The following is a 15,709-nucleotide window of genomic DNA, read 5'->3' as shown; positions in this document are numbered from 1 at the left end:
ACAAAGCTAAATACTCTTGTTTGAAGAACAATGGTAGCATCGCGGAGACGCTTACGGAAAAAAAACGATAATATTCTGTGTATCAATCAACAATAAAAACAGAAACCGTCCGGGAATAGATGCAAAACAGGTTAAAATAGCTTCATTTTTCATCAAGACAGGCTTTTCTTTTGCCCAAAAAGGCTTGGATAGCCGCTTAAGACCCGGGTGTAAGCACCACGGAGACCCGAGTGAGGGAGAGGTGCAGATCCGGGTCTGTGCAAGGCCTTTCCGTGGATGCGTGGATGTTTATCCGCCATGCTGGGGGTGTTTTTATGTCTCGTTTTTGCATTTTGTCCGGCAAAAAAGGCCGTTTTATTATAAAAAAACTAAGATTTTCTTTTAATCGGCTGATTGATAAAGCGTAAAGAGCGATAAGCCTGGTAATTGGTAGCGATTTGGTAGCGGTGCTAATTTCAGTGCATTGCTTTGCTTCACTTTTAGAACTGATACAAATATACTAATTTTAACCGAAAAAGAAAAAAACAGGAGATTTTTAGTTTTCTGTGTAAACGGAAAAACAAGAAAAGTGTAAGTAACAGAATAAGTGCAAAAAAGGATTTGCACCTATTCTTGTTACTAAAAATGTAAATCATTGATTTTTAGGATGTAATTCATTGGTGCAAGGTGCAGCTATATCTGTATATAGCTGCACCTTGCACCAATGAATTATCTTGTCCTAGAAAAACTTTACAGATTATATTACTTTGTCCTATATGAGCTTGACATTATCAGGAATTGAGTGTTTTAGTCCTGCTGTGCCTTTACACTTCGGCTCAAAGATAGAGACTTCTTCATTAAGTACATTCCTCTTTCGATAATAATTCTTCCATTTGCGTTCCGTTTTAATATTTGTTTGATGAACCAAGGCAGGAACCATATAACTAATACTCTGATGCGGTCTTTGATTATTATATAAATCAATAATTCGACTAATGAAGTTAATAGTTTCCTGCCATGATTTTAGCTTAACATCGTATATCCATTCTGTTTTCAGAATGCCATTTATTCTTTCTGCTATTGCATTTTCAAGTGGATCGCCACTTTCCGTCATGCTAATTTGTACCTTATGCTGCGTTAGCAAATTAACATAACTGGCGCTGCAATATTGGCTTCCTCTGTCTGAATGATGAATAAGCCCGGAATATCCTTCCGGTAAACTATTTAAAGCCATTTTCAAGGCAGCAAGAGCATTGCAAGCACGAAGTGATGGAGCAAGCTCCCAACCAACGATCTTATGAGAATAGGCATCTGTTACAAGTGCTAGATAAGCAAAACACCCTGCCATCTCAATATATAAGTAATGTCGCTTACCCATAATTGATTGGGAGCCTTTGGTATATAATCCCTTATCAAATTGGGGTATTTACGCATCCAATGATTGGAAAAAGTCGTTTTTCTCTTACTTCTCACCCTGACTTGTCCTAAAATAACCTTACAGCTCCTCTCTATTTCTCTTATTATACTTTGACACATTACATGAAACATAGAAATTTGCCATAATCATCTCCTTTGTAATATAAATCTAAGGTATTTTTATTTGATGTATTTATCTTATTGTATAATATTTTGTTTGTATATTCCAAACTATTAGGCCATATTGATAAATTATAGGGCTAAAATGATAATCAATAATATTTTATCTTGTTTTTTCTTTGCGCAATGAATAATGGGCTGCGTATTATATTCAATAAATATATTGTTGTTAAATTAGATAATTTGTTTGCCTTAGATGATTAATATTCTTCTTGGCAAGATTTATAGATATATTATTTTTATCAATTATTGTTGTAAATATAAATATGAAAAGTAAATTCACATTATGGAGTGTTGTATTGCTCTTGGCCGGATTTATATTTGTAGGATGTGACAATGAACGAACGGAAAACGCATCTGATTTTCAGACAGGAATTCATAAAATTGTAATCCAACAGTCCGGTGACACAGATTCATTTGAAGTGAGTGTAAGTATCGGTGGTGCTGACAAGGGTGGTCCCGCCAAGTTGTACAATGACAAGGGAGAATACATTGGTGATTCCTATTCTGCCCAAATAAGGACGGCAACCATGTCTTGTCGTACAAATGGGAACGCGTTTTTCATGACCTGTGCCGGTTCGGTTTCCAGTATCTCGGAGGCGGGTAAACGACTTCATATAACAGTAATAGGCTACATTGACGACAAGGAGGTTAACCGTTTGGAAAAAGAATATATAACAGATGGTAATACCCTTATTGAAACTTTCAGCGTTTCAACCAAGGAGATATGATCCGGGTAGAATACAGAACTTGTATTAAAAAGAGCATAACGCCTGAACATGTTTCTTATCGAACTTTTTTTCCTAACTAAATAATTTATGAATACACTTCAAAAAACAGCGGGAGCAATTCTGTCGCTCTCGCTATTGTGTGGGATGCAGGTTTATGCGTTCCCTGACTACCCTTCCCTGAGGGGACAAATTATCGAACAGAGTGATATCTGTCAAGGAGTTGTCAAAGATGCCAATGGCGAAAGCATTATCGGCGCATCCGTACTTGTCAAAGGGACGACAAACGGCAGCATTACGGGACTTGACGGTGATTTTTCCCTTAGGAACGTAAAAAAAGGGGATATAATTGTTGTTTCTTATGTCGGCTATCAGAGCCAGGAAATAGCCTGGACAGGTGGCCCGTTAAACATCGTTTTGAAGGAAGATGCCGAAGTGCTTGACGAGGTGGTTGTTATTGGCTATGGTGCTGTAAGAAAAGCTGATATGGCCGGTTCCGTAGCCGTGCTGGACAACAAAAATTTCAAGGACCAGCCTATAACCCAGGTTGCAGACGCTCTTCAGGGGCGTGTCAGTGGCGTTCATGTTGAGAACAGCGGCGTCCCCGGGGGAAGCGTGAAAATCCGCATCCGCGGTGCTAACTCCATCAGCAAAAGCAACGACCCTTTGTATGTGGTTGACGGAATCGTCCGCGAAAGCGGTTTGGACGGTATCAATCCCGAGGACATCCGTTCGATGCAGGTTCTCAAAGATGCATCGTCCACTGCCATATACGGTTCCAGGGGGTCGAACGGGGTCGTTCTGATCACTACCAAGAGTGGTAAGGCCGGTGTGCGTGAAATTATGTTCGACGCATCAGTGGGAGTTTCCAATGTATATAAGAGATACGATATCCTTGGAGCATACGATTACGCTCTGGCGCTCAAGGAGGTCAAAGGTATTGATTTCTCAAACGAAGAGATGCAATCCTATCAGAACGGAACGGCGGGCATCGACTGGCAGGATGAGATTTTCCGTACGGGGATCACCCAGAATTACAAGTTGGCTCTTTCCAATGGTAGCGAGAAGACCCAATATTACATTTCCGCCAACTACATGAGCCAGGAAGGTGTGGTCATTGAATCGAAGAACGAGCGTTATCAGGCGAAGGCGAATCTTTCCTCACAGCTTACCGACTGGCTGCATATCACGGCTGACATCAATGCTTCCCACGGTCTGCGTCGCGGGGGATCTTTTGCCTCCGGTAAGGATAATCCGATCTGGATTGCTTTGAACTATTCGCCTACCATGACGATGATGGCCGAAAACGGGAACTATAACACCGATACTTATAATTCCATAGCTTCCAACCCGGTCGGTATCCTAAAGTTGCAGTCGGGAGAGACAATGACCAATGTTTTCAACGGACGTGTTGATTTGCGCCTTGATATAATGAAGGGGCTGACATTCACCACAACCAATGGCGTGGACTATTATGACGGGAAAAGTTATAGTTTCAGCTCCAAACGAGTGGGGACCAAGAGTGGTATGGGCAACAATGACACTTACCGCCTGATGCTACAGAGTTCCAACAACCTGACATATACGGGTTCCTGGAACGACCATCATCTGACAGCCACGGCCGTATATGAGGTGACCTCCTCCGAAACCAGGACAATGGGTATAACCGGTAACAACCTGCTGACCGAGGGTGTGGGCTGGTGGAATGTGGGTATGGCTTCCTCTCGTGATGCAAACAATGGTTACGAGCAATGGGCGCTGATGTCGGGAGTGACCCGTGTCATGTACAATTATAAGGACCGTTATATGCTTACCGGAACATTTCGTGCCGACGGTTCTTCTCGCTTTGCCAAAAAGAAATGGGGGTACTTTCCTTCTATTGCCGCAGCTTGGACGTTGAGCAATGAGGATTTCATGAAGGATGTTTCCTCGGTTCAGGACATTAAACTTCGCGCCAGTTATGGTATTGTGGGTAGTCAGGCTATCAGTCCTTATGCGACCATGGGCCTTATGAGTGCTACTGCATACAATTTTGGAACCAACAGTAATTTTACCGGTTATTGGGCAAATGACATAGCGACTCCTGAGCTTACGTGGGAGAAGACCAAACAGTTCGACCTGGGCTTGGAGTTCTCCCTGTTTGACAGGCGGCTGAATTTCAGTGTGGACTATTTCTATAAACGCACTACAGATGCGTTGCTTAAAAGAAGTATCCCCGGATATGTCGGCGGTAACTCTTTTTGGGTGAATGACGGCGAAATCAGTAATCGTGGTATTGATTTGAGCGTGACCGCCCGGATTATACAGAATGACCGGTTCCAATGGACCTCCACCTTGAACGGTACTTATTTGAAGAACCGCGTGGAACGCCTTTCCGGTGGTGAGAATGATTTCATCAACGGCTCCAGTCCGGCTGCCGGTATGGTTGATTATGCCACCATTATCAAGCCGGGTGAGGCCATCGGTACTTTTTGGGGATATGAATGGACCGGCTTGGATGAAAAGGGACATGACACCTACACGGATGTAGATGGCAATCAGATGATAGACGGTGGCGACCGCAAGGTCATCGGCAAGGCCAATCCCGATTTCACCCTGGGATGGAACAACTCCCTGTCTTATAAAAACTGGGATCTGAACCTGTTCTTCAACGGATCTTTCGGAGCCAAGCGTTTGAATCTTGTAAGATATACGATGGCTTCGGCCGAAGGGAATTCCCGTTTTGTAACTCTGGCAGACGCCTATCTGAAGGGATTCGACAAGATTGGCTCTTCGGCAACATACCCGAGCCTGACCGAAGGTGGAAATAATCTGCAGCCGGTTTCAACCAAATGGCTGGAGAACGCGGACTTCCTTCGTTTGGAGAATATCAGTCTTTCATACACTTTCCCCAAAAAGACAACGGGATTCGCTGATTTGCGGCTTACTTTCAGCTGTCAGAACCTTTTTACAATAACCGGGTACAAGGGGATGGATCCGGCCGGTACTACCTTCTCGAACAGCAGCGTTGACGTTGACGCGGGTATTGACATGGGAGCCTATCCTTCCCCAAGAACATTCACATTCGGTCTCCGGATGAATTTTTAAATCTAAAATAGAAGAACTTATGAAAATAAAAATAATAGCAGGCACTATGGTTGCCCTGTCATTTTCACTGATGTCGTGCAGTGATTTCTTAACGGAAGATCCCAGGGGAAAACTCACTCCGGAAAACTTCTTCTCTACCCAGGATGAATTGAACATGAGCATATATGCCCTTTACCAGAAAGTCAATCTTTCACAGGTATATACGAACATGCAGCTGCCCCAGTGGCAGGGGGATGATATAACGACCAATCCGGGGAGCAACAAACAGCCTGCCGCAGAAATGGACAAGTTTGCCGCAGCAAACAACAACAAGGGTGTCAAAGATGCGTGGAACATGCATTATGCCATTGTAAAGGCTGCCAATTTGATCATACAGGGGGCCTCTAAAACACCTACCACTCAAGATGAGATAAATATCGCCCTCGGGCAGGCTAAATTCTGGAGGGCATACGCTTATTTTACCCTGGTGCGACTTTGGGGACCGCTGCCGATGAATCTGGACAATGTCAACGATGATTATACCAAACCTCTATCCCCCGTGGAAGAAGTGTATGGTCATATTGTGCAGGACCTGACCGAAGCTGAGGCCGTATTGCCTACGGGTTACAGTGGCAGCCCCCGCTTTCTGAACGGAGTGAATGTGTATGTAACCCGGCAGGCAGCCAAATCTACTTTGGCAGCAGTGTATATGGCTATGGCCGGCTGGCCGATGAACAAAACGGAATATTACGCAAAGGCTGCTGAAAAGGCGAAGGAGGTCATTGAGGGTGTGAACAGAGGTGAATACGAGTATAAGCTCGATAAGGATTACAAAGATGTGTATGCTATGAGCAATAACTATAATAATGAGACGGTGCTCGGCATAAACTATTCACCGTTCGTGGATTGGGCACAGGATTCGGAGCTTACTTCATGTAACCAGTTTGAATCGCTGGGCGGTTGGGGAGACGCCTGGGGTGAAATTCGTTTCTGGAAGGAGTTTCCTGACGGTCCGAGAAAAGATGCGACTTATGATCCCAAGATTCGTCTGAAAGACGGAACGTTGGTTGACTGGTGGGAGTTGAAGGAGGACGGTACCCCTGTCGTTCCGGAACATCACCCCATGTTCAGTATATTCTCCGTCAACTGGGATCCTGCGTCAAAAGTGAATACCAGTGCCCCGTATGATTATACAAAACCGGCCAGTCAGAACATGTGTAATGACCATCGGCATAGAATCATTCGTTATTCGGAGGTTTTGTTGTGGTATGCGGAAGCCAAGGCCAGGACGGGGCAGACGGACGAGTTGGCATTCAAGTGTCTGAATGATGTCCGCGAGCGTGCCGGACTGGAACCGCTCACCGGACTTTCTGCAGATGACCTTGCCGAAGCGGCTTATAAGGAGCATGGTTGGGAGGTGGCAGGCTACTGGGTGGCCCTTGTCACACGCCGTGCGGACCAGTTCCGTATGAACAGACTGAAAGACACCTTTAAGGAAAGAGCGGAGAACACGGCTGTTGAAGTCGCCGACGGGATCCTGGTAAAGGAGTCTGTAGAATATACGAACAGGACATGGAGTGACAATCTGATGTATCTTCCATATCCTGATATGGATTCCCAGAAAAACCCGAATCTGGTAAGGTGATTTTTTATTTTAAGCCAGAGGGCACCCGCCAATCACCAGTTGATTGGCGGGTAGCTCCTCTGATTTTCAATGTATAATTTTTTAATATCATGTACTAAATTTTGAATTGTTTTTTCCGTGTTCTCTGCTCCTGCCTTTCCGGTCATATGTTTTCGGAAAGAAGGGTATGTGACCTGCACGTGACTTTTGAGCTGATAGGGGAATGGGGTGTGGAGATCGTTCCCGTGGCATTATTGTTCATTCTTATGTTTTTCTCCCTTTTGGAAACTCAGGAGGTATCATTCCCGTCCCCATTGATATCCATGTTTGCGGATAGTCATTTGTAACGTGCTTGCGGCATGATAATGTCGGAAATCATGGACAAACGCATAATAGGTACACATTCGATTTTTAGTAATAACGGATTGGAATCATGAACATTCTGAAGTTACAAGGATTGGACGGTCGGCTTTTTGACCTTGTCGCCCCTTTGGTAATGAACCCGGCCGTATTGCGGCAAAATAATAATTACCCTTTCAAAACGACGCGTAACCATGTCTGGTACATTGCCATGGATGAGCAAAGGGTGTTGGGATTCATGCCCGTGAAAATGACCTTGACAAACAATTGCATAGATAACTACTATATTAGCGGGGATAACTCCTCTGTAATAGAGATGTTATTGGACCGTATTATCCATGATTTTTCTTCTGATGGTTCCCTTGTGGCCGTTGTACACGAACGCCACGTGGAAGACTTTTCAATGAAGAATTTTATCCCCTGTGTCGAGTGGAAGAAGTATGTCAAGATGCGTTATCATGAAGGAGGTGGGGCATGATGCGCCGGATGGATGTCCACGAGGCCGCCAACCGGAGATTGAAGATCATCTTTGACTATTTTGATTACGTGTATGTCTCTTTTTCCGGTGGCAAGGATAGCGGCATCCTTCTCCATTTGTGCATGGATTATATCCGCATGCATGCTCCCGGTAGAAAACTGGGTGTGTTCCACATGGATTACGAGGTGCAGTACCGCCAGAGCACGGAGTACGTGGAAAGGATGTTTTCCAACAACCGGGATATCCTTGAAGTGTTCCACTGTTGTGTCCCCTTCAAGGTACCCACATGTACTTCCATGTACCAGCAGTACTGGCGTCCCTGGCAAGAGGGGTACCAGAATATCTGGGTTCGCCAGATGCCGGGCACCGCTCTTACCGTGAAAGATTTTGATTTCTGGAACGACAGCCTGTGGGATTACGACTTCCAGTCTCTTTTCCCTTCCTGGATACGTCGTAAGAAGGGATGCAAGCGTGTTTGCTGCCTCGTGGGGATCCGCACGCAGGAGAGCTTCAACCGGTGGCGGGCGATTCATTCCGACAAGAATTACCGTAAGCTGGCCAACTACAAGTGGACTCACCGTGTAGGATATTACACTTATAACGCCTACCCGATATACGACTGGAAGACAACGGACGTGTGGACGGGGTATGCCCGGTATGGTTGGGATTATAACCGTTTGTATGACTTGTATTACCAGGCCGGGATTCCCTTGTCCCGCCAGAGGGTGACCAGCCCGTTTATCTCACAGGCCGTTTCGACCCTGCATCTTTATAAAGTTATTGATCCGGATACCTGGGGACGCATGGTCAGCCGGGTCAACGGCGTCAGTTTCGCCGGAATGTACGGGAACACGGTTGCGATGGGCTGGCGCTCCATCAGTTGTCCGGACGGGTTCACGTGGAAAGAGTACATGTACTTCCTCCTTGACACGCTTCCCCGGGCGACAAGGGAGAACTACCTGGAGAAACTGAGGGTGAGCCAGAAATTCTGGAGAGAAAAAGGAGGCTGCCTGGGAGAGGAAACGATCGGGAAGCTGCGTGCGGCCGGTGTACCGTTCACGGTGGAAGAATGCACGGCATACCGGACTGACAAGAGGCCCGTCCGCATGGAGTATATAGACGAGATAGATATCCCTGAATTTCGTGAAATACCCACTTACAAACGAATGTGCGTCTGCATCCTGAAAAACGATCATACCTGCAAGTATATGGGTTTCACGCAGACCAAACGGGAGAGGGAGATGAAAGAGAGAGTTTTGAAAAGATATAAATTGTGATTGTCATGTCAAGTTTTAAAAGTCCGGCGTATAACGTCAAGGCCGTGCCAGTCGAGAAAATCGTGGCCAACAGCTATAACCCGAATGTCGTTGCTCCCCCGGAGATGAAACTGTTGGAACTGTCCATCTGGGAAGACGGCTACACGATGCCCCTCGTGTGTTATTACCGGGAAGAAGAGGATATCTACGAGCTGGTTGACGGTTACCACCGCTATCTGGTTATGAAAACATCCGTCAGGATTTACAAGCGCGAGAACGGATTGCTGCCTGTAACGGTCATAAACAAAGACATCTCGAACAGGATGGCCTCGACTATCCGTCATAACAGGGCCAGGGGAATGCACTCGCTGGAACTTATGACAGGTATTGTGGCGGAACTGTCAAAATCGGGTATGTCCGACAGCTGGATCATGCGCAACATAGGCATGGACAAGAACGAGTTACTCCGTTTCAAACAAATCTCAGGTCTGGCTGAATTGTTTCGTGACAGGAGTTTCGGGCTCTCAGACGACTGGTTGGAGGAATAAAACGGTCTGTCTGGTATCCGTAACAAATATACATGGTGTTTATGCTTGCAAATCATTATTTGTAGGTATTGCGAGTGATGATTAAAACCGTTAATTTTGCAAACTAATGGATCATACGAAAAAAAGACAGAGACAGCGGCTGTCATAGCATGTATGTTGTTGCTGACATTGATGCCCTTTTTCCTCGTGAAAGCTTTTCATGTTCACGGGGAACATTCGTGCGTATCCCATAACGAACAGGGACACTCCCGTCACGATTCTCCTGAAAATTGTACCATCTGTCTCTTTACGCTCTCCCCGTTTGTCGAGGCAGGGATTTTTATATACGATTATATTCCGACTGGCAGGCCTGTAAGGTATCTTATCTCCGGGGAAACAGATGTCATCGTCATTCTTTTCCCGCATTTCCTCCGTGCACCCCCTGTGTGTTTGTCATAACTCCCTTGAGGGATTCGCATGCCATCACTGTGATTGCGTGCAGGGGCTTTTCATGTCCTGTCTTAACAGATTATAACCCGTTTATATTTTTTCAAGTATGACATTTCATGCATATCTCCAGTATGTGTGCCTGCTTGTTGTCTGCCTATGTACCCTCCCTTCTCCCATGGAAGCACGGGTACAGGCTGACCGGCAATCGACGGGTACACGCGATACTCTGCTGGTCATTGACCAGGAAAGCGGGCTTCCCATTGAAGGGGCCTATATCCTGACCAGGGAACGGTTACTTGTCAGCTCCCCCCGTGGAATGATTGTTTTCGGTCATGGAACGTGTTTCATGGATACGGTCCTCGTGCAGTGCCTGGGTTACGGTTCCCGGCGTGTGCCTTTGAACGAGGTATTCAAAGAAAGCAGCATACATACCGTATGTCTCTCCCCGGACATACAAAAACTCGGGGAAGTGGTCGTGACCGGTGAACGTGCCGGGGCGTCACCCAACGTGGTGAGCCGGCGCCTTTCATCTCCCGAGATCAGGAACGCGCTGGGAACCTCGCTTGCCACCCTGCTCGAACGTGTCAGCGGGGTAAGTTCCATCAGCACGGGAACCACTGTATCCAAACCCGTTATCCAAGGAATGTACGGGAACCGGATACTGATCATCCATAACGGTGCCCGCCAGACTGGGCAGCAATGGGGAGCCGACCACGCTCCCGAAGTGGACATGAACGGCAGCTCCTCTGTTTCGGTAATCAAGGGCTCCGATGCGGTAAGATACGGTTCGGATGCCCTTGGAGGGATTATCGTCATGGAGCAGTCTCCGCTTCCTTTCAGAAAACGCTCCCTTCAAGGGGGAATCTCCGCACTTTACGGAAGTAACGGGCGTCGCTACGTGGCTACCGGACAGCTCGAAGGTGCTTTTCCCGGTGATTTCGCTTGGCGTCTGCAGGGAACCTGGTCAAATTCCGGGGACCGTTCCACTGCGCACTATCTTCTGAACAACACGGGAACCAGAGAGTATCACGCTTCCGCCTCTCTGGGCTATGACCGCGGACGTCTGAGAGTGGAAGGTTTCTACAGCCGCTTCTACAGCCGGACAGGGGTGATGCTCAGCGCCCAGATGGGTAGCGAGGACCTGCTGGCGGAACGTATCCGGCTTGGTCGCCCCCTGCACACGGATCCCTTCTCCCGTGGTATCAGGGCTCCCTGCCAGGAGGTCACCCATCAGATCGCATTCGGCAGGATGCGGCTCGGCATGAAGAAGGGGGGAAGTATTCACTGGCAAAGTACCTGGCAGAAGGACGATAGGCAGGAAAACCGTGTCCGGCGGCTGGATTCTAACATTCCGGCGGTTTCCCTGCACCTGAATTCATTCCAGCATCTTCTGCGTTGGAAGCGGGATTACCGCTCCTGGCAAGTCGAGGCGGGAGGTCAGGTCATGTTCATCGAGAACCACAGCCGCGCGGGTACCGGATTCGTGCCCGTTATCCCGAACTACACGGAGACACAGGCAGGGATATACGGAATCGGGAAATATCACCTGGCCAGGGGAGGCGTTGAAGCAGGCCTCCGCCTGGATATGCAGGAAACCCGTGCCAGTGGTTATGACTGGACGGGAGGCCCCTATGGCGGGACAAGAAAGTTTAACAACGTGTCCTACAGCCTGGGAGGACACTATCAACTTTCCAGACGCTGGAGGCTCACCTCCAACTTCGGTCTGGCTTGGCGTGCCCCTCACGTGTATGAACTGTACAGCAACGGGAACGAGCTCGGGTCTGGGATGTTTGTCAGGGGAGACTCTGCGATGCACTCGGAAAGAAGCTACAAATGGATATCTTCCCTCCGTTACGGCGACGGGATGTTCAGCGTCTGTCTGGACGGTTACCTGCAATGGGTGGACGGCTATATCTATGACGGGCCGGAGAAAGAGACAGTCACCGTGATTTCGGGAGCATACCCGGTCTTCCAGTACAGGCAGACCCCGGCTTTCTTCCGCGGTATGGACTTTGACCTGCGTTTCACTCCGGGCGGTTCATGGGACTACCATGCCGTCGTCTCCTTTATACGGGCAAACGAACGGACAAAGGGTAATTATCTTCCTTATATTCCCTCCTTCCGTTTCAGCCATGAACTTGCGTGGATACACGAGACGAAATCGCATCTCAGGCTGCGTCTGAACATCAGGCACCGTTTCACCGCAAAACAGAGGCGGTTTGATCCGGACACGGATCTTATCCCGTATACTCCCCCGGCGTACCATCTCCTCGGGTTCGACGCTGCTCTTGAACTTCCCGTGAAACGGGGACACCAGGTCCGGTTCATGCTGTCGGCAGACAACCTCCTGAATCGTGAGTACAAGGAATACACCAACCGCTCGCGTTACTATGCGCATGATATGGGACGTGATGTGCGTTGCGGTGTAAACTGGATTTTTTAATTTATAACAACTATAATCAACACTAATAAATAAAAAGAAAAATGAGAACAATTGCATGTAAAACCGTGTGGGCACTTCTGATAGGAGTGTCCCTTGTCCTGTCGCTGAACTCTTGCAGCAAGGATCCTGTAATACCAGAAGACGAGACGAAGAACAAACTGCATGAGGACCCGGCAAAAATGACCGTCCGCCTCGTTGAATGCCACCTGCACGCTGACTGGAACGAGATACAGAAGGCCGGAGGTCCCCACCAAAATCCGGAATCCCCGGCCAGGTATATGAAACGTGTCCAGGAGATCACTTATGAACTGAAGACCGGCAGTGGATGGACCCTTGCTGAAGGAAGCCAGGGCAAGTTTTACGTTCAGAAAAACGGCGAATATAAAAATGGAAACAACTTTACCCCGGCCCCGGTTTACCTGATGTTTATCTATTACTACAATTCCAAAGGAGAGTTAATGAACGGCCAGTTCGTGGAGAACGGGCAGGAGAATATCCACCAGCATTTCTTCACCCCGGAGAACGTGAGACCTACCTTTGACGGGAAACCGGAAGCTGACGACAATGATCCGGAGGCACTGGTGGATTATCTCTATGTGGATACCACGCCCTGGGACAAGACCAAACATGACAACGAGGCGGAAATTACGGGAGGCACTAACCCGGTAGGATTAAAAGGAGTTATCCGGTTCCTGAAGGACCGCAAGGAGTTTGACCTGAAACTCCGCCTGTATCACGGCTACAATTCTAAAAAGAACCCGCAGACAAACGGCTTTGACCCGTTCTACAAGCCCTCCGGGGTATTGATCCAGCGTGGAACATGGGATATTAACCTGAGCATCCCGGTAGTGGTGTTTTGGAGCCGCGAGGAGTTTGTTGATGTGGACCCGGAGGCAGATGTGAACCTGATCGGGGAGGATAGCCTGGATGAAGACAGCAACCGCACGCTACACTCCATCATGAAAACCTTCAGTCTTACATGGAAGGAGGCGCTTGAGGAGTTCATCTCCTATACCTACCAGGCGGGGGATGTGGAAGCTGGATCCATATGGCTTTGATAATCTTGCGTAGGATGGAATTCTCTCTTTATCAATCTACAGGCGGCAGGTGGGGCCGCCTTTTTTGTCTTGTGCAGCGAAAAATCCCATCTGCTATGCTTAATCCCCGTGGTTTACTTGGGGATGTATTGGGACATGCTTTACCATCTCACCCTGTTCCATTTTTCATGTTTGGCAAGTTGAAAAAAATCCTATACATACAAGACGTACCGTTCCCTTACCGACGGGTCTGGAACCGACTTCCCGTCTTTCGTGCAATTTTCCCGCTTGGTTACTGAACTTTTTTGGTCTTTTTCCGATTTGATGCATATAAGTTTATGCTTCCTTTCCAGGAAACAAGGAAGCGTCAAATGTCTAACTAATAAAAAACTTATGGCAACAGTTAAAACAGTATTGGTAAAAGGAAGGAGCAACCGGTCCGGCAAATTCCCGTTAGTCGTGCAGGTTCTTCACAAGCGAAGGAAAAAGGTTGTTTATACAGGATTCAGCATCCCGGATACCCTGTTTGATCCCGTAAAAGGGAGGGTTATCGACGGCGGGGAAAACACCCCGGAGTCGATTCGGAGGATCAACAACAGGTGCGAAAGTATCTCAAGGGTACTGTTAAAGTGTATTTCAATGATAGAGAAGAAATCCCGGGAATACGAAATAGAGGACGTATTCAGGACTTACGGCGTGTTAACCCGCGAAGCCGGTTTTTATTTCTATTTTTCACGGAAAATCCGAGAGCTTCGTGAATGCGGTCATGAGGGAACAGCCCGGGCATACGCCTCCAGCCTGCGTTCCATGCAGAGGTACCTGGGAAAAAAGGATTTTCCTTTCATAAAACTCTCTTCCCGGATCATTTCCGACTACCAGGGGAAACTACTCGCTTCGGGTATATGCGATAACACCATTGGTTTTTATCTGCATAATATCAAGGCTCTTTTCAGGAAGGGATGTCGGGAGATGGGCCTGGAACTTCCTTGCCCATTTCGCGATATAAGCATTAAAACGGAAAAAACTCTCAAACGCTCCCTTGATCCGGTTGTGATTAAAACACTATCCGCAATTGAACTGGAAAAGGACAGCCCATTATCTCTTGCCCGGGACATTTTCATGTTCAGCTTTTACACGCGTGGAATGTCATTCGTCGATATTGCATTGCTAAAAAAGAGGCATGTTTTCCCGGGTGAAATCTGTTACAGGCGTCACAAGACCGATCAATTGATGCGGGTAGGTATAAACAAGGAGATCAGTCGTATCCTGGAAAGATACAAGAATGTACCGGGAGAATACATCTTCCCGTTGTTTCCGGCAGAACGGGATCCGTACGCTGGTTATAGAAGTGCCTACCATAGGATTCGTTACTCCCTGGGAAAGATTTCCCGGGTCATTGGTTTGGAATTCCCGCTGAGACTTCATGCGGCCCGCCATTCATGGGCCACGATAGCCAAGGTGAACGGTGCCTCGGTTCATGTTATTGGTGAGTGTCTGGGGCATACGTCGGAAAAAACGACCCGAATCTATCTGAAAGAACTGGATCATTCCGCACTGGATGCGGTTAATAATCAAGTGGCTGACTTCATTTTAGCGGTGGATGATTGACCGGGCCCGACCGCGAAAGATATCAGCTCAAATTCTTCAGTTCCCGTCTGGACGATGGACGGCGGTTAACCACTCCCAAAGAGGCTTTTACCACCGATAATTTTACCATTCCCGGATGTTTCTGTAAATCCCGCCTTGGTGCACGTGGCGGGATTATACAGGAAAAAAAGGAACACCTTATTTAGCTAATTTATCTTATACCGTCTTCAATTGAAAGATGGCTACGAGAGGGATTTACATGTTATGGTATCTACGTTTTGGACCGGCATCTGTTGGGTAAACAGATGATTTAATGGAATAATAATATTTTTCTACATTAGTTAAATTCTATTATCTAAGATATTTTTTTCACTTTAATTATAGTATATTATCACAATATACGTATATTTGTTCCTGTTTCTTCACTCTCTCCCGTAGAGAGTGGAAAATCAAAAAAAACTTACAGTATGTGTTAAAAAATAGCGTAATCCTTTTTTTATTTGGATTACGCTGCAAATTTAAAGACAATAATTTTGTTGGCTGTTTCCGTTTTGGCTCTATTATTTATCAATTTCTTA

The 15,709-nt window shown here is 47.0% G+C and carries 10 protein-coding genes and 1 pseudogene; 10 read left to right on the top strand and 1 reads right to left on the bottom strand.

From position 1 onward, the window contains the following. Positions 1 to 751: 751 nt before the first annotated feature. Positions 752 to 1,357, bottom strand: coding sequence for an integrase core domain-containing protein (locus KTG12_RS08165; RefSeq protein ID WP_009291525.1), 606 nt, complete (start codon positions 1,355 to 1,357; stop codon positions 752 to 754). A 484-nt stretch (positions 1,358 to 1,841) separates the two neighbouring features. On the opposite strand from KTG12_RS08165, the gene KTG12_RS08160 reads away from it, so the two are divergent. From KTG12_RS08160 to KTG12_RS08120, 10 genes and pseudogenes are all read left to right on the top strand, one after another. Next, positions 1,842 to 2,306, top strand: coding sequence for a beta-barrel fold lipoprotein (locus KTG12_RS08160; protein ID WP_009040585.1), 465 nt, complete (start codon positions 1,842 to 1,844; stop codon positions 2,304 to 2,306). Positions 2,307 to 2,393: 87 nt separating this feature from the next. Then, positions 2,394 to 5,390, top strand: coding sequence for a TonB-dependent receptor (locus KTG12_RS08155; protein WP_005823211.1), 2,997 nt, complete (start codon positions 2,394 to 2,396; stop codon positions 5,388 to 5,390). Between the two features lie 19 nt (positions 5,391 to 5,409). Beyond that, positions 5,410 to 7,014, top strand: coding sequence for a RagB/SusD family nutrient uptake outer membrane protein (locus KTG12_RS08150; RefSeq protein WP_009291524.1), 1,605 nt, complete (start codon positions 5,410 to 5,412; stop codon positions 7,012 to 7,014). 412 nt (positions 7,015 to 7,426) lie between these two features. Next, positions 7,427 to 7,831 carry a hypothetical protein gene (locus KTG12_RS08145; protein WP_005805232.1) on the top strand — a complete coding sequence of 135 codons (405 nt, stop codon included), beginning with the start codon at positions 7,427 to 7,429 and terminating at the stop codon, positions 7,829 to 7,831. Continuing rightward, entirely contained in the window at positions 7,828 to 9,108 is a 1,281-nt protein-coding gene (locus tag KTG12_RS08140) for a DUF3440 domain-containing protein (RefSeq protein ID WP_138273014.1), read from the top strand. Before KTG12_RS08145 ends, KTG12_RS08140 begins: the two co-directional genes overlap by 4 nt. A gap of 5 nt (positions 9,109 to 9,113) precedes the next feature. Continuing rightward, positions 9,114 to 9,635 carry a ParB/RepB/Spo0J family partition protein gene (locus KTG12_RS08135; RefSeq protein ID WP_005798034.1) on the top strand — a complete coding sequence of 174 codons (522 nt, stop codon included), beginning with the start codon at positions 9,114 to 9,116 and terminating at the stop codon, positions 9,633 to 9,635. 106 nt (positions 9,636 to 9,741) lie between these two features. Then, positions 9,742 to 10,073, top strand: a pseudogene (locus tag KTG12_RS22265) (hypothetical protein). Positions 10,074 to 10,170: 97 nt separating this feature from the next. Beyond that, entirely contained in the window at positions 10,171 to 12,507 is a 2,337-nt protein-coding gene (locus KTG12_RS08130) for a TonB-dependent receptor (RefSeq protein WP_009040579.1), read from the top strand. Positions 12,508 to 12,548: 41 nt separating this feature from the next. Beyond that, positions 12,549 to 13,565, top strand: coding sequence for a hypothetical protein (locus tag KTG12_RS08125; protein WP_007485339.1), 1,017 nt, complete (start codon positions 12,549 to 12,551; stop codon positions 13,563 to 13,565). Between the two features lie 372 nt (positions 13,566 to 13,937). After that, a complete protein-coding gene (locus tag KTG12_RS08120) occupies positions 13,938 to 15,152 on the top strand; it encodes a site-specific integrase (RefSeq protein WP_007485338.1) in 1,215 nt (404 codons plus the stop codon). The last annotated feature ends 557 nt before the right edge of the window (positions 15,153 to 15,709 follow it).

The organism is Parabacteroides sp. MSK.9.14, from assembly GCF_019041495.1.
Lineage (GTDB): Bacteria > Bacteroidota > Bacteroidia > Bacteroidales > Tannerellaceae > Parabacteroides > Parabacteroides merdae.
Note: the sequence above shows the minus strand (reverse complement) of the source record. Positions and strands in the feature narration are given on the sequence as shown.